Here is a 24,021-nt window from a genome sequence, read left to right as displayed (position 1 = left end):
TCGCACATGCAAAAGTGCCTATGCAAAACGTAAAGAGTGGGTTTCCCCACTCTTCTGCAGACAGTGATATCCACATGATTACCAGAATTAATATACCATAACCGCCAGGCCCCTTGCAATGCAATATTCAGGAAGCCCGGGCGGGACGCACACGGCCGTCTTGACCTCCGCAGCCGAGCGGGCCTTAGAAAAGCGCAAGCTGGTTCGATTCGGGCAAGCCGCGGAAGCAGCCCATCGTCGTCAGCAGCTCGATGATCGTCTTCGTCGCCTTGGAGCGCTGCTGGAAGTCTTCGATCGACAGAAAGTCGCCGTCCGCGCGCGAGGCCGCGATGTTTTTCGCGGCGTTCTCGCCGATGCCCGCGACCGCCGAGAACGGCGGGATGAGCGCGTCCCCGTCCACGATGAAGCGGGTCGCGTCGGACCGGTACAGGTCGAGCGGCTTGACCTTGAAGCCTCTCGCCGTCATCTCGAGGCCCATCTCGAGGATCGGAATCATGTTTTTTTCCTTCGGCAGCGCCTGGAAGCCCTTCGCTTCGATCTCGGTCATCGCCTTCAGGATCGCCTCGTAACCCTGGCAGAACAGCTCGACGTCAAAATCCGCCGCCCGCACCGAGAAGTACGTCGCATAGTAATGAATCGGATAGTAGAGCTTGAAGTAGGCGGTCCGTACGGCCGAGATGACGTATGCGGCGGCGTGCGCCTTCGGGAACATGTATTCGATCCGAAGACAAGAGTCGATGTACCACTGCGGCACGCCGCAGCGTTTCATCTCTTCGATCCATTCGGGCGTCAGCCCCTTGCCCTTCCGCACGCTCTCCGTAATCTTGAACGCAAGCGACGCGTCCATGCCCGCCTTGTAAATAAGGAATAGCATGATATCGTCGCGACAGCCGATAACGGTCTTGATCGTACACGTGCCGTTCTTGATCAGCTCCTGCGCGTTGCCGAGCCAAACGCCCGTGCCGTGCGACAGCCCCGATATTTGCAGCAGGTCGGCGAACGACGACGGCTTCGTCTCCTCGAGCATCTGGCGAACGAACCGGGTGCCCATCTCCGGCACGCCGAAGGTGGCGACCTGGGACTTGATCTGGTGCGGCTGGATGCCGAGCGCCTCGACCGAGTTGAACAGGCTCATGACCTTCGGATCGTTCATCGGGATCGTCGTCGGGTCGACGCCGGTCAAGTCCTGGAGCATCCGCATCATCGTCGGATCGTCGTGCCCCAGAATATCGAGCTTGAGCAGGTTGGCGTCGAAGGCGTGATAGTCGAAGTGGGTCGTCTTCCACTCCGCGCTCGTATCGTCGGCCGGATACTGAACCGGCGTGATGTCCTCGACTTCCATATAATCGGGAACGACGACGATGCCGCCCGGATGCTGACCCGTGCTCCGCTTGACGCCGGTCACACCCTGGGCAAGACGGTTCAGCTCGGCGCCCCGCCAGTTTTTGCCGTGCTCCTCCTGATACTTCCTCGCGAAGCCGAAGCCGGTCTTCTCCGCGACGGTGCCGATCGTGCCCGCCCGGAATACGCCTTTTTCCCCGAACATCTCCTTGGTGAAATTGTGCGCATGCGGCTGATATTCGCCCGAAAAGTTAAGGTCGATATCGGGCACCTTGTCGCCCTTGAAGCCGAGAAACGTCTCGAACGGAATGTCCTGGCCTTCGCCGCGCATCATCGTGCCGCAGTTCGGGCAAGCCTTGTCCGGCAGGTCGAAGCCGCTCGGCACGCTGCCGTCGAGGAACCATTCCTGGTGCTTGCATTCGGGATTGCGGCACAAATAATGCGCGGGCAGCGGATTGACCTCGGAAATGCCGAGAAACGTCGCGACGACGCTCGAGCCGACCGAGCCCCGCGAACCGACGAGATAGCCGTCTCGGTTGGACTTTTTGACGAGCCGCTCCGAGATCAAATAGTTCGCCGAGAAGCCGTACTTGATGATCGGGACGAGCTCCTTCTCGAGCCGGTCGATGACGACCTGCGGCAGATCCTCGCCGTACAGCTCGCGGGCGGTCGCGTAGCACGTATTGCGAATCTCCTCGTCGGCCCCTTCGATATTCGGCGTGAACAGCTCGTCGGGGAACAGCTTGATCTCCTCGAAGCGGTCGGCCAGCTCGTTCGTATTGGTCACGACGACCTCGAACGCTTTGTCCTTGCCGAGGAAGGCGAAGGCTTCGAGCATCTCCGTCGTCGTCCGGAAGTGCGCGTCCGGCTTGCGCTGGTCCTTGAGCGGGCTGAAGCCCGTTATCCCGTGAATCGTAATGTCGCGGTACAGCTTGTCCCGCGGCTCCAAATAGTGCGTATTGCCGGTCGCGATGACCGGCTTGCCGAGCCGCTCGCCGATGGCGACGATCTTGCGCAGCGACTGCTCGAGCTCGGCCCTGCTGCCGACGAGCCCTTTGTCCAGCAGGTGCATGTAAAAGTCGAGCGGCTGGATCTCGAGAATGTCGTAAAATGCCGCGACCTCGGCGGCTTCCTCCTCCGACTTGTTCAGCACCGCTTCGAAAAACTCGCCTTTCTCGCAGCCCGAGACGATGAGCAAGCCTTCCCGCAGCTCGATCAGCTTGCTGCGCGGAATGCAAGCGACGCGATGGAAGTAGTCGGTATGCGACAGCGAGATGAGCTTGTACAAGTTCTTTTTGCCGGTCGCGTTCAGCATGTAAATGCAGCAGTGGAACGGGCGCGTCGTCTTCCAGCTGTTCTCGTTCACTTCGTTGAGACGCGCCATCCGGGTGATGCCGCGAGTCTGGGCGTCCTTCAGCAGCCCTTCCAGCACGCCGGCCAGGGCGACCGTGTCGTCGATGGCGCGGTGATGGTTTTCGAGACTGACCTTGTACAGGTTCGACAGCGTGTTCAGCCGGTGGTTTTTCATCGTCGGATGCAAATACCGGGCCAGCTCCAGCGTGTCCAGCACCGGATTCGTCGGCTGCGGCAACCCGAGCTGCTTGCAGTTGTGCTGAATGAAGCCGATATCGAAGCGGGCGTTGTGCGCGACGAGTACCGCATCGCCGACGAACTCCAGAAACTCGGTCAGCTTCGGCTCGAGCTCAGGCGCGCCGGCAACCATCTCGTCCGTAATGCTCGTGAGCTGCTGGATGTTGTACGGAATCGGCTCGTGCGGGTCGATGAACGTGGAAAAGCGTCCGATCTCCCTGCCTTCCTTCACTTTGACGCCCGCAAGCTCGATGATCTTGTTCGCGGTGACCGACAGGCCGGTCGTCTCGATGTCGAATACGACAAAAGTCTCTTCCGCCAGCACTGTGTCGCGGGCGTTCAGCACGATGTCGACCGCGTCGTTGACGACGTTGGCTTCGACGCCGTAGATCATCTTAATGCCGTTCTTTTTGGCCGCCTTCGCCGCTTCGGGAAAGCATTGGACGTTCGCGTGGTCGGTGACGGCGATCGCCTTGTGCCCCCATTTGGCCGCCGTCTTGATGTAGGCGTCGACCGGCGCGATCGCGTCCATCGTGCTCATGGACGTATGCAGGTGGAATTCGACGCGCTTGTCGCTCGACTCGTCCTTGCGCGGCTTCGGACCGTTGATCTCCTTGAGATCGCTCGGCATCATGACGAGCTCCGGCGGATTGAGGAAGCGGTCGTATTCGACGCGCCCGCGCAGCTTCACCCATTTGCCGTTCGCGAGCAGATTCAGCATTTTGACGTCTTCCTTCGTCTTGCCGAACATCTTGACGGTGAGCGAATCGGTATAGTCGGTCACGTGGAATTGATACAGCGTGTTGCCGTTGCGAAGCTCCTTGACCTCCAGGCCGAACACCGTGCCCTGCACGGTCGCTTTTTTCTCTTCTTCCTGGATGTTCTGGATCGGCACCGCGTCGTCCTTGATCTCATAGCCGTGCTGCAGCGTCTGCGGTGCTTCCCCGCCCGCATCCTCCGGCGGCGCCTCCTCTGGCATGCTCTCCATCAGCTTGCGGACGTGCAGCCGCTCTTCCTCGAGCTGCCGCTGCATGAACGCCTCGACGGCCTCCTGCTGCTTCTCGCCTACGGCAAGCTTGATTCGGCAGGCGCGGCCAAACCGCTCCTCGAAAAACTTGGCCGCATACGTATCGACCGTCTTCTTGCGGGCGAGCTCGAGACTCGCCTCGTTCAACATGAGCAGCGTCAGCAGCTCGCCTTCGGCCTCGGGCTTCGCCTTGCCCAGCCAGCCGTTCACCGACGCGAACTCGCTCTGCATCCACTCGACGAACAGCGGCCAATAATGAAGCAGCAGCTCGCTCGTGGCGATCGTCTCCCCGTAGCGCAGACACATCTCGATCTGCGCGAGATGGCCGAGCTTCTCCCTCACGCGGCTGTGAAAACCGGCATAGACCGGAGGCGGCAGCAGCGATTCCTTGACGAAGTGGAAGCGCCAGCTGCGATTCGCCTTGCTCACTTCGACTCTCTCTATGTAACCGTCGCGGAAATGGGCATCGATCCAGTCGCCCGGTATCTCCGCTTGCGCCAGCAGCAGTTCGAACCTTTTTCTCTGATCGGGCTTCGGCAACATATTCGAAAGATTCATCCCTTTCAACAACAAAAGCCCCCGACCGCGCTCCCGCCAGGCGAACGCCTGCGGCAAGTTAAAGTCGGGAAGCTTTCTGTTCTCGTACTTGTTCTATTATTCTACCTGATAGACTTTGCGGCAGCAATAGTCAAAGAACGACATTCCGGGGATGGGCGAATTCGAAGCGCTCACAAACGCTTCGCGTCGCCGAACGGCGATATCGGCGCGCCGCCCGCATGAAGGCTGCTTTCCGCGGCTTCCAGAAACCGGATAATCGCCAGCGTCTCTTCGAGCGGGACCGGGGCGACGCCCGTATCGAAAAAGGAAACGGCGTCCGCGACCAGCCCCGCATAATGGATGTTGAAGTCAGGATCGATCGGAAGCGCCGTGCGCTCGTCTCCGATTCGGATGTCGGCCTCGTAAACGTAACCAGCCTCCGGATGCCTGCAGATAGCCGTGCCCGTCCGGCCGCCCGCCCACTCGCCGACGATGCGGTCGTATTCGTCGCAGCGCTCGGTTGTGACGGACAGGCAGTCCGGTCCGAGCAGCGCGAACAGCATCTCGGCGAGGTGGATGCCGTACCAGTAATAGATCGACTGCGTCGGCTCGATCTGAAGCGGACCGCCGACGGTCGCTTCAACAACCGGCGCACCTGCCGAGGACACGCGCCGCTTGGCGTCCTGCACGGCGTAACGGAGAGCCGACACGCTGAAAATCGGAGCTCCGTGCGCACGGGCGAGCGCCTCGATCTCGGCAGCATCCCGCACGGAAATGGCCAGCGGCTTGTCGATAAAGACGGGTTTGCCGTAAGGCACGATACGCCCGAACAGCTCCGTGCGCGCCCGGCCGTCGATCGACAGCAGCATCAGCGCGTCGCAGGATGCCGCAACCTCCTCCGGCGACGTTGCGCGAACGACGCCATGCTCGGTCTCGAGCCGTCCCATGATCGTCTCGACGCGCGACGCGCTGAGCGGAAAATCCGGCGAACCGCCCGGCCATGCGGTCACGATGCGGTAACCGGGCACATGCAGCGGGTAATTCGGATCGTTCAGCAGTCCGGCGAACGTCGTCGCATGGGAAGAATCGGTACCGATCAGCCCGATCGTTCGAAGCTTCACTTGGCGCCGCCCCCTTCCGCAGGGGCGTCCGACGCCAGCGGGCCTTCCTCGAGCCTGCGCGCCGCGATGCCCGCGAGCAGCGCCGCGCCGAGCGGCAGGCAAGCTTCGTTCAGCTCGAAGCGGGGATGGTGCAGGCCGAACGCTTGCTCGGCATGTTCGGCCGGGCCCGAGCCCAGCCAGAAAAAGCAGCCGGGCACATGCTTCAGGTACTCGGAAAAATCCTCGCCGGCAAGCGTCGGGGCCGCTTCCAGCCTTCGGCCCGGCCCCGCCACCGCGTCGATCGCCTCTCCGACACGGCGGGCCGCTTCCGGATGGTTCACGAGCACCTGCATTTGGCGAATATAGTTCACGCTCGCGCGGCAGCGGTAGCCGTCCGCGATCCGCGTCACGATCCGTTCGATGCCTTCGGGCAAGCGATCCCGCACGACGGGATCGAACGCCCGGACGGTGCCGGTCATGCTGCATACGGACGGAATGACGTTGTTCGCGTCTCCGCCGCGGATGCTGCCGATCGTCACAACGACCGGATCGAACGGCGACGTCTCGCGGGAGACAAGGCTCTGCAGCGACATGACGATTGCGCTCGCGCATACAATCGGATCGATGCCCTGATCTGGAATGGCGCCATGTGCGCCCTTGCCCACGACCTCGATCTCGATGCGGTCGACCGAGCCCATCAGCGGTCCCGGTCGGACGGACGCAAGGCCTGCCGACAGCGTCGGCAGATTGTGCAGGCCGTAAATCTCGTCGACACCGTCCAGCACGCCTTCGCGTATCATCGCCTTGGCGCCTTCGTTGATCTCTTCCGCCGATTGAAAAATGAGCCTGACCGTACCCTTAAGCGACGATCGGTTCTGGACCAGCAGCTCTGCTGCTCCGAGCAGCATCGCCGTGGGCGCGTCATGGCCGCAGGCATGCATCGCACCGGGACGCCCGGAGGCGAACGGCAAGCCGGTCTCTTCGGCGATCGGCAGCGCGCCCATGTCGGCGCGAAGCGCAATCGTCGGACCCGCGGCAGCGCCGACAATATCGGCGACGACCCCGTGTCCGCCGAAGCCCGTGCGGCACGTCAAGCCGAGCCGGGTCAGCCGATCGGCGACAAGACGCGCCGTCTCGCGTTCCTCGAAGCTGAGCTCGGGAAAGCGATGCAGCTGCCGTCTGACGGCGATCAGGTCATCGCCCAGTAGCGCGGCCCTGTCGCTCCAAGCGACCGCGCTCCCGCTCATGAGCGGCCGCCTTTCTTGCGAAGGTCGCTCAAGATCGCTTTGCCCGTAGGCGTCTGGGCAAGGCCGCCCTTCGCCGTTTCCCGGTGCGCCTCTGGCATAGCTGCGCCGATGTCCTTCATGACACCGATGACTTCGTCCGACGGGATGACGCTGCGCACGCCGGCGAGCGCCATATCGGCCGCCGCGAGCGCCGTCACCGCACCGAAGCCGTTGCGCACGATGCAGGGGATCTCGACGAGACCGCCGACCGGATCGCAGATCAGGCCGAGCGAGTTTTTGAGCGCGAGTCCGACCGCGTGGACGGCCTGCTCCGGCGTGCCGCCGCGCAGCTCCGTCAGCGCACCGGCAGCCATGCCGACCGCCGAGCCGACTTCGGCCTGGCAGCCGCCCTCGGCCCCGGAGATGAACGACTGGTTGGCGATGACGTAGCCGATGGCGCCGGCCGCGAACAGCGCTTCGACCATCCGCTCGTCGGTCCAGCCGAAGCGCTCCTGCGTGCTGACGAACACGCCCGGAATGATGCCGCACGAGCCGGCGGTCGGCGTCGCGATGATGCGGCCCATCGAGGCGTTAACCTCGGACACGCCGAGCGCGTAAGCCAGCGCTGCGCTCGCTTCGCCGCCGAGCGCAGTCTCCCCGTGCTCGCGGTACGCCATCACCCGCTTCGCGTCTCCGCCCGTCAGTCCGCTCCGCGACTTCGTCTCCTCCGTCGTGCCTTTGCGCACCGCTTCCTTCATGATCTGATAGTAGCCGGCCATCTGGCCGAATACCGCTTCCTCCGTTTGATCCGACTCCCGGACCTGCTCCTCGATCATGTAGCGTCCGATCGTCATATTCGCTGCCCGGCATTGCGCCGACAGCTCCGCGAGCGTGGCGAATCTCATGCTAGCTCCTCCTCCTCATTCAGATCGATGAGGCGAACCCGCTCGACCTGCGGGAGCGCCTGAAGCTCGCGCCTCACCTCCGGCGGCACTGCCTGGTCCATCTCCATGACGGTCAAGGCACGGCCGCTTCTGCTCTGGCGGTCCACCTCCATCGCCCTGATGTTCAGGTCGACCCGCCCGACGATCAAAGCCATCGCGGCGACGGTGCCCGCCATATCCTGGTGATTGACGAGCAGCGTCGGGCAGTCCGCTCCGAACCTGACGTCGAAGCCGTCCACGTTCACGATCTCGACGTTGCCTCCGCCGATCGAGCATCCGATCATCGTCGTTTCCCGTTCTCCCTTGCGCAGCGCGAACCGAACCGTATTCGGATGGCCGCCGGGCCGAAGCTCCGTGCCGAACCGCAGCCGCATGCCGGCCGCCTCGGCCAGCGCGATCGACTCGCGAATCCGCACGTCGTCCGGCGCACAGCCGAGGAGGCCGGCGGTCACGGCAAGATCGGTGCCGTGACCGCTATACGTTTCCGCGAACGAACCCGAAAAAATAATTTCCGCTTCGTCCGGCTGGCCCCCGAGCGCCTGGCGCGCCGCAAGCCCAAGCCTCGCGGCGCCAGCCGTATGCGAGCTGGAGGGGCCGATCATGCTCGGGCCCATAATGGAAAATACGTCTTTAAAGCGCATGCCCGCCCCTCTCCCTTCGCACGATAAATCGGCAAATTAACGTTCCTGCAGCCATTCTTCCAGATGCGCCGCGACGAAGTCGTCGTCGTTCAGATCCGGATATTGCGCGTACACGCGGTCGATCTCCTCGGATTGGCCCGACGACAGCTCCTCGTGCGGATTGAGGCACCAGGTTCCCTCCAGCAAGCCTTGGCGGCGCAGCACCTCATGGATACCCGGAATGCAGCCTGCGAATTGGTGCGACGGATCGAAGAAAGCGGCATTGGAATCGGTCATCTGAATGTTGCGGACGAGCCATTCCTTCGAGATCGCAGGCTCTCTTCTTGCCGTCTTGATCTCTTCGAGCAGCGCGACCGCCTTCTGGGTCCATACCGCCCAGTGGCCGAGCAAGCCGCCGACGACCGGCTTCTCGACCGTCTGACCGTCGATCGTAAAGCGGTACGTCGTGAACAGGTCCGCGACGATATTGTCGTCGTTGCCGGTGTAGAGCGCGATCTCGTCCCTGCGGGACGAGTGGCAGACGGCGCGGGCGACGTCCAGCGTCTGGTACCGGTTGAACGGCGCCATCTTGATCGCGACGACATTCGGAATGTCGGCGAACGCGCGCCAAAATTCGTAGGTAAAAATTCGTCCGCCGACCGAAGGCTGCAGGTAGAAGCCGATGACCGGCATCACAGCGGCAACCTGCCTCGTTCGCTCGAGCAGCGCTTCCTCCGTCAGCTGTCCGAGTCCGCCCATGCTGAGCAGCACCGCATCGTAGCCCAGCTTAAGCGCCGTCGCCGTCTCTCCGAGCGCCTGCTCTACAGGACCGCACACGCCTGCGACCTTGATGAACGGACGGGACGGCGCGGCCTTGTCGACCTCCTCCGCGGCCATGCGCAGCACGGTCTCGTACAGATTGTGCTCGGGATCGCGAATCTCGAACTGCGTCGAATGAACGCCGACGGCGACGCCGCCCGCGCCTGAAGCGATGTAATAGCGCGTCAGCGCCCGCTGACGCCGCTCGTCGAGCTTGCGGTCTGCGTTCAGCGCAAGCGGGTGCGCGGGAATAACCAGGCCGTCCTGCAGCGCCGCGTTCAGCGCGTCCGGCAAATATACGGTCGCCATCAGAATTTCCCCTTTCGTTCCTGGAAGTGCGTCGGCTTGTTCCAAGTCGCGCCGCCCTGCAGCACCCATTCCGCCGTCCAATCGATCATCTGCAGCAACGAGACGCTCGGATAACCGAACAGCTGATGGGACTTCGAAGCGTTGTTCAGCAGCGCCGTCTCGGATTCCTTGCCCTCGAACGTCGCTTCCTTGCCGATGCGCTTGGACAGCTGGCCTGCCGCCCATCTGATCGACATCGTCTCCGGTCCGGTCACGTTCAGAAGCGCCGGCGGACTCGAAGCGATGGAAAGGCTCTTCAAGGCCATCGCGTTGGCGTCGCCTTGCCAGATGACGTTCGCATAGCCGGTCGTCAGGTCGATCGGACGCTCTTCGTTGATTGCCCGCGCCAGCTCCAGCAGCACGCCGTACCGCATGTCTATCGCGTAGTTGAGTCTGAACATCGTCATCGGCGTGCCGTACTTATGCGAGTGATACTCGAAAATCCGCTCTCTGCCGAGCGTCGATTGAGCGTATTCGCCGAGCGGCTCCGGCGCGACGGATTCGTCCGCGCCCCCGCCGCCGACCGGCACGAACGGATAAATGTTGCCCGAAGAAAAGACGACGATTCGCGAATCCTTGTATTTTTCGGCGACGCGCCCGGGCAAGTAAGTATTCATCGCCCAGGTGAAGTGCTCGCGGCCCGTCGTGCCGAACTTGTTGCCCGCCATATAAATGACGTTCGCGGCATGCGGCAGCGCCTTCAGCGCTTCATCGTCGAGCAGCTCGCACGAGATCGTCTCGACCCCTGCGTCCTCCAGCTCCTGCCGCGTCTCGCTGCTGCTGAAGCGGGATACGCCGATGACGCGCTTGTTAAGTCCCCCGGCCCGTACGGCATTGGCGGCGAGCCTGGCCAGGCTCGGGCCCATTTTGCCGCCGACGCCGAGCACGACGATATCCCCGTCGATCGCCGACAGCGTCTTGACAAGCGCCTCCGACGGTTCGGCCAGCTTTGCTTCCAGTTGTTCGATCGTATGCATGAGACCAGTCTCCTCTCGACTTGTACCTGATCCCATCATACGTGCGATCGTTATATAAAGACAGGTCCATTTATCGTCTTTAAATAAACGCTAAAATGGTTCGGTTGCCGAAGCTGACAAAAGCGCGGTTATAAATAATGGTCCGCCAAAAAGGAGAAACGATAGACCTGGCGCGGTCTGCCCTTCGGCATCTTTTCCATGCCGGCGATGCCGACCAACCCTGCGTCCGCCCATTGGAGCAGCAGACGATGCGCGCTGCGAACCGTCACGTTCAGCATCGCCGCCAGCTCGTGAACCTGGTAGTCGTATTTGCCGTGGCGAGACATGTAGGCGAGCAGCTTGCTCAAATAGGCGCCCGTCATTCCCGCCTCCTCGGCCCGGCGCAGCAGCTGCGGATCGAGCGGTGCCATGATCGACGCGACCGGGTCGGCCATCTCCAGCGGCCCGATGAGCGTTCGATCCTCGCGCACGATAAAGCAGGCATTGCCTCCCGCGGCGACCGATTTGCGAAGCGCGCTTCGCGCGTTCGAGCCGGCCTCGCTGGCCGTGGCGCCGAAGCCGATGCCGATGCTGAGCGAGAGTCCGTAGGACAAATTTGCGTCCTTGGCGAGCGGGATCGTCTTGTAGCCGCCCGTTTCCCGTTCGAAAATGCCGCGGGTGGTGAAAAACAAATATTCGTCGCCGCCGACGGACGTTAAATATCCGTCCAGCGATTCGACGTAATCGAGCACCATCCGGTGAATGTCCAGCTTCAGCTTTTGAATCTCGTGCTCGCTCGCGCTACGCTGGACGAGCTTGCCGAATTCGTCGACCGTGACCATGCCGACGACGATCTGCGACTCCTTGCCTTTGCGGGACTCGGTCGACAGCAGCGCGCGCTCGAGCGTGACGATGATGTCCTCGTCCGAAGGCAGCAGCAGCGCATGCGGAATGTCCGATCGCGCCAACTCTTCCGCGACCCGCTCCACGCCGGTGAAGGTGAATACGCAATCGTGCGCGGCGGCCACCTTGCGATGGTGGGCGACGAGCTTGTCCGGCGAAGCGTACGAAGGGCCTTCATAGACGGCAACCGTCAACTCATCGAGCGACAGGTCACGCAGCGTACGCACCGCCATCGTCCGGGTCAGCGAATCGACGGACAGGACGGCCTCCGGCCCGAGCCGCCCCGCGCGCTGCGCTTCGAACAGCGCTCTGTACAGGCCCGCTCCCGTCAGCGGAACGTGATGCACCGGCACGGCCACCGGCTTCTTCTCCTTAAGCAGCCGCTGCGGCGCAGGACCGGACAGCAGCAGCACCTCAACCTCGTCCTCAAGCGCCGCTGCGGCGTCGGGCGCCTCCCGTTCCTGTCCGACCACCCGAACGACCGGCTCGAACGATGGGAACGCATTCAAAACTCTTAATACTCGCGAAACGACCGTCTCGGTCCCCACGACCCCGATCTTGATGTGCATTGCGGTATTCCTCCTGTGTGAAAAAAGACCCCCGAAGCGGCGCTGTCGGGAGTCCGTGGTTGTTGTTGGCCGGCCAATCGAACTTAGTACGCTCTTGCGAATACGACCGTATGCGCAGCGGGCTTGCCGCAGCACAGGCACGTTGTCTTCGTCGTCTGCGGCTCGAACGGAATGTTGCGGCTCGTCGCGCCGGTCTCTTCCTTCACCTTGCTCTCGCAAGCGTCGTCGCCGCACCAGCCGGCATAGGCGAAGCCGCGCTTCTCCTCGAAAGCGGCCTTGAGCTGGTCGAGCGTCTCGACGTCGAACAGATGCGACTCGCGGAATTCGAGCGCGCGTTCGTACATCTGCGCGTGCACCTCATCGAGCATCTCGGCGACGGAAGCCGCCAGGTTATCGAGCGGCACCTGCTTTTTGTCGCCCGTCACGCGGGAGACGAGCACGCAGACGCCGTTTTCCAGGTCGCGCGGCCCGAGCTCGAGGCGAATCGGGATGCCGCGCATCTCGTATTCGTTGAACTTCCAGCCCGGCGACACGTCGGAGCGATCGTCCACGCGGACGCGGATGCCGGCTTGTTTAAGCTCGGCGAACAGCTCGTCCGTCTTGGCGATGACCGTCTCGCGCGTCTTGGGCGGGCCGATCGGAATCATGATGACCTGGGTCGGCGCCACCTTCGGCGGCAGAACGAGGCCGCGGTCGTCGCCGTGAACCATGATCAGCGCGCCGATCAGTCGCGTGCTCACGCCCCAGGAGGTGGTGTGGCAATATTCCTGCGTGTTTTCCCGGCTCAAATACTTGATGTCGAACGCCACCGCGAACTTCGTCCCGAGATAATGCGAGGTGCCTGCCTGCACGGCGCGGCCGTCCTTCATCATCGCCTCGATCGAATACGTGTCGACGGCGCCCGCGAAGCGCTCCGAAGGCGTCTTCTGGCCCTTGATGACCGGAATCGCCAGCATTCTCTCCACGAAGTCCGTATAGACGTCGAGCATCTGCATCGTCTCGCGGCGGGCGTCCGCCTCGTCCTCGTGCGCCGTATGCCCTTCCTGCCACAGAAATTCGCTCGTCCGCAGGAACGGCATCGTCCGCTTCTCCCAGCGGAAAACGTTCGCCCATTGGTTGATAAGCAGCGGCAAATCGCGGTACGAATTAATCCACTTGGCGTACATATGTCCGAACATCGTCTCCGACGTCGGCCGTACGGCCAGCCGCTCCTCCAAAATCTCGCCGCCCGCTTCCGTCACCATCGGCAGCTCCGGATTAAAGCCTTCGACATGCTCCTTTTCCTTCTGGAAAAAGCTCTCCGGAATGAGAAGCGGGAAGTATGCGTTGCGGTGGCCGGTCTCCTTGAAGCGACGGTCGAGATCGCGCTGGATGTTCTCCCACAGCTCGTAGCCTTCCGGGCGGAACACGATGCAGCCGCGCACCGGCGAATAATCCATGAGCTCGGCCTTTTTGATGACGTCGATATACCAGCGGCTGAAGTCCTCGGCCTGCGGCGTTATTTCCGTTACGAATCCTTTATCCTTGGACATAAGCTCCCCTACCCCTGACAACCTGATATTTAGCCTTTAACCAACCTGAGTATATCGTTGTACGTGACGACGACCATGAGCAGCATCAAGGCGGCGAAGCCGATAAAGTGCACGAGGCTCTCGCGGTTCGGATCGACCGGGCGTCCGCGGATCGCCTCGATGCCGATGAACAGCAGGCGGCTGCCGTCGAGCGCCGGAATCGGCAGCAGGTTAAAGATGCCGAGGTAGAGGCTGAGGATCGCGCCCCACCACGTCAGCTGCGTGACGCCCTGCTTGGCGATCTCGACGGTTACCTGCGCCGTTCCGACCGGTCCGTTGAGCTCTTCGAGCTTGACCTCGCCGAAGATGATCTTGCGGAAGCCGTCGAAAATTTTCTTCGTACTGTCCACCATCGCATGGCCCGCGAGCGAAAACGTCTCCCCGAAGCCCGGGTGGCGCATCTCCGGCGCCATGACGATGCCGACCTTGCCCGTATCCGCGTTCGGCGTTACCGTTAATTTCACTTCTTGCCCGTCCCGGTTCACGATCCATTCCATCGGCTTGCCGGCGCTGCCCGTGATTGCCTGGGACAGCTTCTGGCTGTCTCCTTCGACGGCGATGCCGTTAACGGAGACGACCAGATCGCCCTTTTGAAGGCCGGCAGCTTTGGCCGCGCCGTCGGCGGTCACTTCGTTAATAAAAATTTTCGTATTCGGTTCGACCGCGACGCCGTACGATTGGAAAAAGACGGCGAACAGCACAAATGCCAAAATAAAGTTCATCAGCGGTCCGGCGAAAATGGTCATCGCCTTCTTGCCGGTCGATGCGCTGCCGAACTGACGGTCCAGCGGCGCGATCTGCGTGTCTCTGCCTTTGGCAACGATCAGCGCCTGCGGGTGTACGTCGAACCGCTGCACGTCGCCGTCCACGTCGAGCGTCAGGTACAGATGACGCTCGAGATCGAGCGCGGTCACTTCGCCCCGCAAAATCTGGGTGCGCTCGTCAAGCCGATCCAAGTAGATGCGGGTGATCTTGTCGTCCTTGACTCGGACGCCTACCGTATGCCCCGCTTGCACGTCGACGACCTCCGGATCTTCGCCCGCCATCCGCACGAAGCCACCGATCGGGAGCAGGCGCAGCGTGAACCGGCTCTCCCCGCGCTTGATCGAGAACAGCTTCGGGCCGAACCCGATCGCAAACTCCCGCACGAGCACCCCGGCCCGCTTGGCAAAATAAAAGTGTCCGAACTCGTGTATCGAGACGAGCACGAAAAAGACGAGAACCGTTAAAAAAACAACCTGTACCATCTCCATGCAAGCAACCCTCCGTCCGCCTAACGGCTGTCCTTAGATTAACATTATTCGCCGAGGCGATACAAGAGAATACGGGCGCCAAGAAAGGTCGGTTGCTACCTGCGCCACCGAGCCGCCGCTTCCCGCGCCCGACCGTCCGCGAATGCAATCTCCTCAAGATCGGGATCCGCGGTCGCCTCGTGCGCCGCAAGTGCCGATGCGATGATGTCCTCGATCGCGAGAAACGGAATCTCGCGATTCAAGAAGCGCGCCACGGCGACTTCGTTCGCCGCGTTGAAGACGGTCGGCGCGATCCCTCCGGCTCTCCCCGCCTCGTAGGCCATCTTCAGGCAAGGATACCGCGCGAAGTCCATGTCTTTAAAATGCAGCGTGCCCGCGCGAAGCAGATCGAGCGGAGACGCGGGCGACGGACGGCGCTCCGGGTAGGTGAGCGCGTACTGGATCGGCACGCGCATGTCGGGATTGCCGAGCTGCGCCATGACGCTCGTATCGACGAATTCGACCATCGAATGCACGATGCTCTCCGGATGCAGCATGACGTCGATCCGGTCGTACGGAAGATCGAACAGCCAGTGCGCCTCGATCACCTCGAGCCCTTTGTTCGCCATCGTCGCCGAGTCGATCGTAATCTTCGCGCCCATCGACCAGTTCGGATGCTTCAGCGCATCCTCCACCGTCACGCCGGCCAGCTCGTCCCGGCCACGGTCGCGAAAGCTTCCGCCCGAAGCGGTAATGACCAGCCGCCGGATCGTGCCCCGATCTTCACCGTTCAGGCACTGAAAAAGCGCGGAATGCTCGCTGTCGATCGGAAGCAGCGGCACGCCGCGCGCCGCCGCTCTGCCCATAACGATGTGACCGGCCGTGACCAGCGTCTCTTTATTCGCCAGGCCGATCGTCGCGCCGGCATCGATCGCCGCCAGCGTCGACTTTAAGCCAAGGCTGCCGAGGAGCGCGCAGACGACATAGTCCGCATCGACGCCTGCCGCGGCTTCGATCAAGCCTTCTTCGCCCCAGACGAGCTTCGTGCCGGCAGGCAGGTGCGCCTTGATCTTGTCGGCCAGCGCCTTCGAGCCGATCGAGACGAGCTTCGGCCGGAAGCGATGCGCTTGTTCGAGCAACTGCTCGCAGCGCGTTCCGGCGGCCAGGCTGACGACCTCGTAGGCGTCCGGATCCCGCGAGACGACGTCCAGCGTCTGGGTCCCGATCGAGCCGGTGCTGCCGAGCACCGCTACTTTCTTTTTCAAGCCGTTCCCTCCGTTATGTATGGCTAGGATGCATGAATTAAATGAGCCCGAGCAGATGGACGAGCGGAAACACGATGAGCCAGCTGTCCGTGCGATCGAGCACGCCGCCGTGTCCGGGCAGCAGGCTGCCGGAGTCCTTCACGCCGCGAAGCCGCTTGTAGGCGGATTGGATCAAATCGCCGAGCTGTCCGGCAACCGCCGCGGCGAGCGCGACCGCAAGCGCGGTTCCGAAATCGACCCAGTCCGGCCATACGAAGGCAAACACGAGCGATACGAGCAACGCGATAACGAGGCCGCCCAGCGCTCCCTCGACCGTCTTGTTCGGACTGATCGACGGCCACAGCTTCGTCCTGCCGATCGCCTTGCCGACAAAGTAAGCGCCGGCGTCCGAAGCCCAAATGCAAAAAAAGACGAGCAGCGGCCAGAACATGCCGTGCGGCATCTCGCGGGTCAGCGCCATGTAGCGAAAGCCGAGTCCGATATAAAAAGCGCCGACGAACAACAGCGCCGATTGATCGAGCGTAATCTTGTTTTTGCTGAAAACGGTCGCCGCCAGCAGCGCGAACATAAGCGCCCAAGAGACCGCCTCGGCACTCGGCGTCGTCCAGCCGAACGGCAGGCGCGGCAAGGCAAGCACGAGCGTCGCCGCGAAGCCGCAGAGCACGTCCAGACGGCTCGCCGGCAGCTTGTTGAGCTTGACGAATTCATGATAACCGATAAGCGCGAGCGCAGCGAGCATAAGCGAATAGTACCAGCCGCCCAGTCCAAGCAAAGCCAGAAACGCGGCGCCGGCGACCACGCCCGTCACGATCCGTTGCCCCATCGCCTTAGATCCCTCCGTAGCGGCGCGCGCGCCGTTGATACTCGCGAATCGCCTCGTGAAAATGCGCTTCGGAAAATTCCGGCCAATACACGTCCGTAAACCAAAACTCGCTGTAGGCCAGCTGCCAGAGCATAAAATTGCTGAGCCGAAGCTCGCCGCTGGTGCGTATGAGCAAATCCGGGTCCGGAAGCTCTCCGCTGAGCAGAGACTGCTGGAACGTCTGCTCGTCGATCTCATCCGGCGTCAGCTCGCCTGCCGCGGCGCGTTTCGCGATCGTTCTGGCCGCCTCCACGATCTCCATCCGGCTCCCGTAGTTCAGCGCGAAGTTCAGGACGAGCCCGGTGTTGTCGGCCGTCCGACGAACCGCCTCTTCGATCGCGTCAAGCGTGAAGTCCGGCAGCAGATCGCGGACGCCCATCATTTTGACCTGCACGTTGTTGCGGATCAGATCCTCGAGCTCGATCGACAGAAACTCCTGCGGAAGCTTCATCAGAAAATCGACTTCGGCTTTGGGCCGCTTCCAATTTTCCGTCGAAAACGCGTACATCGTCAAAAATTCCACGCCGAGACGGTCCGCGGCCTGGGTGATGCGCTTGACGGCTTTCATACCGCTATGGTGTCCCGCCACTCGCGGCAGTCCGCGGGCTTTGGCCCAGCGTCCGTTGCCGGCCATGATGATGGCCACGTGCCGGGGAATTCGGCCTTCCTTCAGCAAATCTTCGGACATCTCGGACTGCGAGCTTCCCGCTCGCCCTTGCCCGCCGTCCTCCCGTTTGCCGAACAGACCGCCTAAGAATCGATTGCTCATGGCTGTTCCCCCTGGATTTAGCGACCATTAAATAGCCCCACCGAGTGGGGCTGCGCGTCTGGGCTTGACAGAAGTTCATAGGGGAGGATCCCCAAAATTCAAACGAACCCCACCTTTCGGAGGGGCCGGTCGAAAACTTAAACTTCCATGATCTCTTTTTCTTTGGCGGCCAATATTTTGTCCACCTCGGCGACGAAACGGTCCGTCGATTTCTGGATATCGTCCTGATGGCGGCGGGATTCGTCTTCGGAGATCTCGCCTTTTTCCTTCTTCTTGATGTCGTCGTTCGCGTCGCGGCGAATGTTGCGGATGGCAACTTTCGCTTCTTCGCCGAATTTTTTGGTCGACTTGACGAGGTCCGCGCGGCGCTCTTCGGTCAACGGCGGGATGTTCAGCCGAATGATCGTGCCGTCGTTCGCCGGGGTCAGCCCGACGTCCGACTTGAGTATCGCTTTTTCGATCGCGGCCAGCGCCGACTTGTCCCACGGCTGAATGATCAGCGTGCGGGAATCCGGCGTGTTGATCGTGCCGAGCTGGTTAACCGGCGTGAGCGCGCCGTAGTACTCTGCTTGCACGCGGTCGAGCATCGCTGCGGATGCGCGTCCGGCACGCAGCGTAGACAAGTCGCGGCGCAGGGCGGCCAGCGCTTTTTCCATCCGTTCTTCGGCGTTCTTCTTGATCGTTTGAGGCACTTAGTTCACGCTCCCCTTGACGATTGTTCCGATTTTCTCGCCCAGCACCGCGCGCTTGATGTTGCCCGGCTCGGTAATCGCGAAGACGAGAAGCGGAATGTTGTTGTCCATGCACAGCGAGGACGCCGTCGAATCCATGACGCCCAAATTTTTGTTAAGTACGTCGAGATACGTCAGCTGCTCGTACTTCTCCGCCGTCGGGTCCTTGAACGGATCGGCGCTGTAGACGCCGTCGACTTTGTTTTTGGCCATCAAGATGACTTCGGCTTCGATCTCCGCGGCCCGCAGCGCGGCCGTCGTATCGGTCGAGAAAAACGGGTTGCCCGTGCCCGATGCGAAAATGACGACGCGGCCCTTCTCCAGATGTCGAATCGCCCGGCGGCGAATGTACGGCTCTGCGATTTGCTGCATGGCAATGGAGGATTGTACGCGAGTCGGCACATCGATCTGTTCCAGCGCGTCCTGCAAGGCAAGCGAATTCATCACTGTCGCCAGCATTCCCATGTAGTCGGCCGTCGCGCGATCAATGCCCTTCTGGCTGCCCGAGATGCCGCGCCAGATGTTGCCGCCTCCGCATACGATGGCGACTTCTACGCCAAGCGCCACGACTTCCTTGATTTGTTCGGCGATCGAGACGATCGTCGTTGCGTCGATCCCGTAACCGGTCGATCCGGACAACGACTCTCCGCTTACCTTCAACACCACGCGTTTGTAGACGGGTCGATTCAACGTTAGTACCTCCACCTGGTCGATTTCTGTGCGGGAAGCGCGCTTCCCGGCGAACCTGATCGTTAAGCGCTCTTTAAAAAAGGGAACACCGCGTGTCCCCCTGACATTCCGATTAAACTTTGACTTGCGCCATAACTTCTTCGACGAAGTTGTCTTGCTTCTTCTCGAGACCTTCGCCGAGCTCGAAGCGAACGAAGCGGCGGATCGAGATTTGCTCGCCGATCGTGGAGATCTTCTCGTTGAGCAGCGTTTGGATCGTCTTGTCCGGATCTTTAACGAACGCTTGCTCAAGCAGTACGTTTTCTTCGTAGTACTTGTTCAGACGGCCTTCGACGATCTTTTCGACGATCTTCTCCGGCTTGCCTTCGTTCAGCGCCTGGTTGCGAAGAATCTCGGCTTCCTTGTCCAGGTCGGCTTGTTGAACTTCTTCGCGGCGAACGACCAGCGGGTTGGCAGCTGCGATATGCATCGCGATGTCGCGCACCAGTTCCTTGAACTGATCGGTCATGGCGACGAAGTCGGTCTCGCAGTTGACTTCGACGAGCACGCCGATGCGGCCTGCGCCGTGGATGTAAGATTCTACGCGGCCCTCGGTAGCGACGCGGTCGCCCTTCTTCGCCGCTGCGGCAAGACCCTTCTCGCGGAGCAGGTCGGCTGCCTTCGCGATGTCGCCGCCGGCTTCCTCAAGCGCCTTTTTGCAATCCAACATGCCCGCTCCCGTTCTTTCGCGGAGCGCTTTTACGTCTGCTGCGTTAACTGCCATGGGATTCCCTCCTGGTATGTGGCCGCCGGACGCTTGTCGCGCGGACGGCTGTCGATTGGTTTATGTTTTTTCAAAAAAAGGGCGGTGAGAAGGTTCTCTTCTGACCACCCTTGAGCTCGCATTGCTGTAAAAACGGCTGGCTTAGGCGGTCGTTTCTTCGCCTTGGCGGGATTCGACGATGGCGTCGGCCATCTTGCTCGTCAGCAGCTTAACGGCGCGGATCGCGTCGTCGTTGCCGGGAATGACGTAGTCGATCTCGTCCGGATCGCAGTTCGTGTCGACGATGCCGACGATGGGGATACCCAGCTTGCGCGCTTCGGCAACGGCGATGCGCTCCTTGCGCGGGTCGATGATGAACAGCGCGTCAGGCAGTCTGCGCATATGCTTGATGCCGCCGAGGAACTTCTCGAGGCGCTCTTTTTCCTTGCGAAGGATGATGACTTCCTTCTTCGGCAACACTTCGAACGTGCCGTCCTGCTCCCACTTGTCGAGCTGGTGCAGACGATCCGTACGCTTTTGAATCGTGGAGAAGTTGGTCAGCGTGCCGCCGAGCCAACGTTGGTTGATGTAGAACTGGCCGCTGCGCTCCGCTTCTTCCTTGACGGAATCCTGCGCTTGCTTCTTCGTGCCGACGAACAGCATCGTGCCGCCTTGCTCGCCGAGCTGGCGAACGAAGTTGTACGCTTCGTCGACTTTCTTGACCGTCTTTTGCAGGTCGATGATGTAGATGCCGTTCCGTTCGGTAAAGATGTACTTGTCCATCTTCGGGTTCCAGCGACGCGTTTGGTGACCGAAGTGTACGCCAGCTTCGAGAAGCTGCTTCATCGAAATAACTGCCATTTTAACTTGCACCTCCGTATGGTTTTGGATCGTGAATCTCCTCCGCCGGTTCGCGCTTCCCGCCAGAACTTCGCGTTTGCGAAGCACCGCTGACGGAATTGAACGGCGTGCGTTTTTTCACACCGTTTAACAATATAACATACGGATGGCCGGCTTGCAACACAAGCCGGCCATCCGTTCGGCCGCCGCCTTGCGGGCAGGCGCGGCCGTCTTATTTGTTTTTGTCACGAAGCAGCTCCGCGACGATCTCGTCGTACGTTGCTTGTCCTTCGAACACGCTCAGGCCGACCCGCATTTTGCCGCTGTATGGCTTGGCTGCCTTGATAAAGGCCGCTTTGTCCCGAATGACGCCGAGCGCCTTCAGGCCGGTCGCGACCTTCTCAAGCGAATCGCCGGCCGCGACGTAAAGCCCGAGCCGCTCTTTGACGGCGGGCGCCGTCTCGGCAGGCGCGGGTGATGCGGATGCGCTCGGCGCAGGCGTGCTTGAAGGCGAAGACACGCTCGATGGCGCAGGTGTGTCGCCGGTAGCTTGCCCGGACTTCGCGGCCGCGGCAGCCAGCGCATCCTCCTTGGCCTTCGCGGCCGCCGCATCGAGCTGCGCCTGCGTATACATCGGCTCGCTCAGTTTGTACATCGCGAAGCCCTTTCCTTCGGCCTGCTTCTGAAGCTGGTCGACCGTGAGCTCTACGGGCATCGTCGTGCCTTCGCTTAAATCTTGTCCGTAATTCATCAGTTGCAGCAAGGCCGAGCCGGCCATCAGGCCGACGCCGAGGCCGACCAGCAGCGCGCGGCGCGTGTTCATGGCCGGTTCGCCTCCCGCTTGGCGAGCTGCAAAATAAGCTGCACTTCGCCCTTGTTCATGTTCATCGCCTTCGCGATTTGCTCCACCGAACGTCCCCGCTCGTGCAGCTCAAGCAGCTCCGCATAGCGATCGCGGATGGCTGCCGGCCTGCCGGTCGCGCCGTCGCCGTTGTCCGCCGACGCTTCGATAGCGGCCGCTTTGCCGCTGTGAAGCGAGCCGTCGCCCGCGCCCGCACTCCCCGCTGCCGAAGCCTTGCCTGCTTGCGCAGGGAGGGCGCTCTCCGCCTGCGAGGAAGAATTCGCCACGTCCGCGTAGCCGCCTCCGGGCGAATCCGTCTTGGTCCCGTTATCCGGTGCCTCCTGTCGCAGCGCTGCGGAAGCGGACCGCGCCGTCAGTCCCTGCCCCGCGATCTCTTTCGCCGCGGCAAGCTCATCTCGACCGAAGGCGTCCGCCCTTCTGAATGCGGCAGCATCCTCCATCTGTCGCTCGAGCTCCCGAATGCGCCGGCCGAGACGGCTCACCGTATCGTCCTGCTCCCGCTTGAAGGCCGCCACCGCGTCCACAAGCTCGCGATTTTCCGTCTCCAGGTCTTCGAGCAGCCGGTCATACGCTTCTTCGTTGACGATCGAGGCTGCCTGCGCCTTCGGTTCGGGCTTTAGCCAGCCGTAACCCGCGATCGCGGCCCCGGCGATTACGAGCGTAACCCACGGATCCATTTCCATGCACTCTCACTTTCGATGCTATAGCGACAGGTCGATATGATGTCCTTTGTAAGGGTGTTCGGCCGTATGCGTCTCGTTCGGCTCGTGCTCGCCCGCCCGCTTTTTTTTCGCGGAAGCTCGCCTTTGGCGGCTTTCCTTCGGATCATCTTCGTCCGAGATCGACTTATGCCCGGTGCCCTCCGACTTGGCGTTGCGCTTGGCGTCGCGCTCGGCCAGCTTCTGGGCCTGCGCGCCGAGCGCGGCCTGGTCGACAGCCTGACGAAGCTGCTGGGAAGCCTGCAGGGGCGTTAATTCGATCGAACGGGGAATCGAGGTTTGCACGTCGAGCGGCTTGTAGCTCATGGCCGTTCGCCTCCTATCGCATTATAGCAGCGTCGCCATCGCGATCTCGCCGTCTTCGTAGCGGAAGGTTACTCGCTTGGCGCTGTCCTTGACAAAACGCGTGTAGCGTCCGATGACGATTTTCGTGCCGCCGTAAACCGTATGTAAAACGTTAACCTTCGCCTGATCCGTATCCTCGAGCGTGCGTTCGATCTCGAGAATATTCGCCTTGGCGGCCTTTAGCTCCTCGGTCACCTGTCTGCGCGTCGAGTTCAGCTTGATCCGCATCGCCAACCGATCGGCGGACAGCTGACCCGCCGCGGCGAGCTGATCCAATAGCACAAGCGCCTTTTCCGTCTTATCCAAATTTTCGGACATTTGACGCACTTGCTGCCTGAGATCCGTCAGCTCCTGCCGCAGCTCGGGCTTAAGCCCCACCTCGATGGAGGTGACCGTGGACATCGAATTGCCGATCGTGCGCGCTACGACGAGGTCTCCGGCCTGGAGCAGGCCGCCGACGATCAAGCCTTTGGCGCCTTCGCAGCGAATGCTCCGAACCGCCCGGACGTTCGAATGCATGATGCTCTGCGATACGAGTACGTCCTGTCCCGCCGTCACGTTGCTCTCCTGCACGAACGAGCACTTGACGTCTACCCCGGCTTTGACGTGGCCTTTGCCCGAGCCGATGATGCCGCCGGAAATCTCGATCGAGCCGTCCGACTCCATTTCCGCGCCTTCCACGCCTCCGGTGACCCGAATATCGCCCGATGCGCGGACGCGAAATCCGGTCAGCACGTTGCCGCGAATGACGACGGTGCCCACGAAGTCGATGTTGCCCGTATGATAATCGACGTCGCCGTTGATTTCGAAGACGGGAAAAACGTTCAGCTTTTCCTTGTCCGTCCACGTGACGAGTCCGTCCATCGCCGCATACATGGCCGTCTTGTCCGGATTAACGACGACGTTTTTCCCCACCTTAAAGTTCGCTTCCTTGCCTTCCTTGGGCGCGACCGTTTCTCCCGTCACCGTCGTTCCCGCCGTGCCGGGGAGCGGAGGCACCCGCGTCGCGATCAGCTGGCCCGTCTTGACGTTGGCGAGCTGCCTCATCTCCCTGTAATCGACGCTGCCGTCTTCGCGCTCCGCCGGCCTCTTCCGCTCCTGATCCTCGAACAACACTTTGACGTAGCCATTGACGCCCGGCGTCGGCTGCAGACCGACCGCAACGACATTGTCGGTATAAAAATACGCTTGCGGATTTTCGGCGATTTGAGCCAGCAGCTCCTGCCGAATGCCGTAGCGGACGCCTGCGGACGCGAGCAGCGCCTCAAGCTGCAAGACGGTCGCCCCTTTCGCGTCCTCGATCGGCTTAATCATCAGACTGGCCGTCATGCGGTCTTCCGAAATTTTGACCTGGAAGAGCTGATCGATCGCAAACGCCTCTTTCCCCTGCATAATAAATCCTCCTCTCCGGTT

The 24,021-nt window shown here is 61.7% G+C and carries 21 protein-coding genes; all 21 read right to left on the bottom strand.

Going from position 1 to position 24,021, the window contains the following annotated elements:
• Positions 1 to 184: 184 nt before the first annotated feature.
• The gene (locus tag KVT38_RS22365) at positions 185 to 4,501 is read right to left on the bottom strand and encodes a PolC-type DNA polymerase III (protein WP_217595962.1); all 4,317 of its coding nucleotides are present in this window, start codon (positions 4,499 to 4,501) and stop codon (positions 185 to 187) included.
• 185 nt (positions 4,502 to 4,686) lie between these two features.
• The gene (locus KVT38_RS22360) at positions 4,687 to 5,616 is read right to left on the bottom strand and encodes a Gfo/Idh/MocA family protein (RefSeq protein ID WP_217595961.1); all 930 of its coding nucleotides are present in this window, start codon (positions 5,614 to 5,616) and stop codon (positions 4,687 to 4,689) included.
• Positions 5,613 to 6,842, bottom strand: coding sequence for a M20 metallopeptidase family protein (locus KVT38_RS22355; RefSeq protein ID WP_217595960.1), 1,230 nt, complete (start codon positions 6,840 to 6,842; stop codon positions 5,613 to 5,615). Before KVT38_RS22355 ends, KVT38_RS22360 begins: the two co-directional genes overlap by 4 nt.
• Complete coding sequence (gene sdaAA, locus KVT38_RS22350; protein WP_217595959.1) at positions 6,839 to 7,726, bottom strand: L-serine ammonia-lyase, iron-sulfur-dependent, subunit alpha; 888 nt, start codon at positions 7,724 to 7,726, stop codon at positions 6,839 to 6,841. The genes KVT38_RS22355 and sdaAA overlap by 4 nt, the downstream gene beginning before the upstream one ends.
• Complete coding sequence (gene sdaAB, locus KVT38_RS22345; RefSeq protein ID WP_217595958.1) at positions 7,723 to 8,406, bottom strand: L-serine ammonia-lyase, iron-sulfur-dependent subunit beta; 684 nt, start codon at positions 8,404 to 8,406, stop codon at positions 7,723 to 7,725. Before sdaAB ends, sdaAA begins: the two co-directional genes overlap by 4 nt.
• 36 nt (positions 8,407 to 8,442) lie before the next feature.
• Positions 8,443 to 9,513 carry a dihydrodipicolinate synthase family protein gene (locus KVT38_RS22340; RefSeq protein WP_217595957.1) on the bottom strand — a complete coding sequence of 357 codons (1,071 nt, stop codon included), beginning with the start codon at positions 9,511 to 9,513 and terminating at the stop codon, positions 8,443 to 8,445.
• Complete coding sequence (locus tag KVT38_RS22335) at positions 9,513 to 10,529, bottom strand: NAD-dependent epimerase/dehydratase family protein (RefSeq protein ID WP_217595956.1); 1,017 nt, start codon at positions 10,527 to 10,529, stop codon at positions 9,513 to 9,515. The genes KVT38_RS22340 and KVT38_RS22335 overlap by 1 nt, the downstream gene beginning before the upstream one ends.
• A gap of 128 nt (positions 10,530 to 10,657) precedes the next feature.
• Positions 10,658 to 11,980: a hypothetical protein gene (locus KVT38_RS22330; protein ID WP_217595955.1), complete on the bottom strand. Its 1,323-nt coding sequence runs from the start codon at positions 11,978 to 11,980 to the stop codon at positions 10,658 to 10,660.
• An 83-nt stretch (positions 11,981 to 12,063) separates the two neighbouring features.
• The gene (proS, locus tag KVT38_RS22325) at positions 12,064 to 13,512 is read right to left on the bottom strand and encodes a proline--tRNA ligase (protein ID WP_217595954.1); all 1,449 of its coding nucleotides are present in this window, start codon (positions 13,510 to 13,512) and stop codon (positions 12,064 to 12,066) included.
• A 29-nt stretch (positions 13,513 to 13,541) separates the two neighbouring features.
• The gene (gene rseP / locus KVT38_RS22320) at positions 13,542 to 14,804 is read right to left on the bottom strand and encodes an RIP metalloprotease RseP (protein ID WP_217595953.1); all 1,263 of its coding nucleotides are present in this window, start codon (positions 14,802 to 14,804) and stop codon (positions 13,542 to 13,544) included.
• A 95-nt stretch (positions 14,805 to 14,899) separates the two neighbouring features.
• Entirely contained in the window at positions 14,900 to 16,048 is a 1,149-nt protein-coding gene (locus KVT38_RS22315) for a 1-deoxy-D-xylulose-5-phosphate reductoisomerase (RefSeq protein ID WP_217595952.1), read from the bottom strand.
• A gap of 37 nt (positions 16,049 to 16,085) precedes the next feature.
• Complete coding sequence (locus tag KVT38_RS22310; RefSeq protein WP_217595951.1) at positions 16,086 to 16,871, bottom strand: phosphatidate cytidylyltransferase; 786 nt, start codon at positions 16,869 to 16,871, stop codon at positions 16,086 to 16,088.
• 4 nt (positions 16,872 to 16,875) lie between these two features.
• Positions 16,876 to 17,679, bottom strand: a complete 804-nt coding sequence (locus tag KVT38_RS22305; RefSeq protein ID WP_217595950.1) for an undecaprenyl pyrophosphate synthase — start codon at positions 17,677 to 17,679, stop codon at positions 16,876 to 16,878.
• Between the two features lie 137 nt (positions 17,680 to 17,816).
• Entirely contained in the window at positions 17,817 to 18,371 is a 555-nt protein-coding gene (gene frr / locus KVT38_RS22300; RefSeq protein ID WP_217595949.1) for a ribosome recycling factor, read from the bottom strand.
• Positions 18,372 to 19,100 carry a UMP kinase gene (gene pyrH / locus KVT38_RS22295; protein WP_217595948.1) on the bottom strand — a complete coding sequence of 243 codons (729 nt, stop codon included), beginning with the start codon at positions 19,098 to 19,100 and terminating at the stop codon, positions 18,372 to 18,374. It abuts the gene before it with no gap.
• Positions 19,101 to 19,212: 112 nt separating this feature from the next.
• Positions 19,213 to 19,863, bottom strand: a complete 651-nt coding sequence (gene tsf / locus KVT38_RS22290) for a translation elongation factor Ts (RefSeq protein WP_217595947.1) — start codon at positions 19,861 to 19,863, stop codon at positions 19,213 to 19,215.
• A gap of 141 nt (positions 19,864 to 20,004) precedes the next feature.
• Complete coding sequence (gene rpsB / locus KVT38_RS22285) at positions 20,005 to 20,703, bottom strand: 30S ribosomal protein S2 (RefSeq protein WP_090117358.1); 699 nt, start codon at positions 20,701 to 20,703, stop codon at positions 20,005 to 20,007.
• 211 nt (positions 20,704 to 20,914) lie between these two features.
• Positions 20,915 to 21,505, bottom strand: a complete 591-nt coding sequence (locus tag KVT38_RS22280; RefSeq protein WP_217595946.1) for an endolytic transglycosylase MltG — start codon at positions 21,503 to 21,505, stop codon at positions 20,915 to 20,917.
• On the bottom strand, positions 21,502 to 22,221 hold the full coding sequence (locus KVT38_RS22275; protein ID WP_217595945.1) for a hypothetical protein: 720 nt from the start codon (positions 22,219 to 22,221) through the stop codon (positions 21,502 to 21,504). The genes KVT38_RS22280 and KVT38_RS22275 overlap by 4 nt, the downstream gene beginning before the upstream one ends.
• Positions 22,222 to 22,245: 24 nt before the next feature.
• The gene (locus KVT38_RS22270; protein ID WP_217595944.1) at positions 22,246 to 22,569 is read right to left on the bottom strand and encodes a hypothetical protein; all 324 of its coding nucleotides are present in this window, start codon (positions 22,567 to 22,569) and stop codon (positions 22,246 to 22,248) included.
• 21 nt (positions 22,570 to 22,590) lie between these two features.
• A complete protein-coding gene (locus tag KVT38_RS22265; protein ID WP_217595943.1) occupies positions 22,591 to 24,000 on the bottom strand; it encodes a FapA family protein in 1,410 nt (469 codons plus the stop codon).
• Between the last annotated feature and the right edge of the window lie 21 nt (positions 24,001 to 24,021).

The sequence above is a fragment of the Cohnella sp. GbtcB17 genome (genome assembly GCF_019091135.1).
In the GTDB taxonomy this organism is placed as follows: Bacteria; Bacillota; Bacilli; order Paenibacillales; family Paenibacillaceae; genus Cohnella.
Note: the sequence above shows the minus strand (reverse complement) of the source record. Positions and strands in the feature narration are given on the sequence as shown.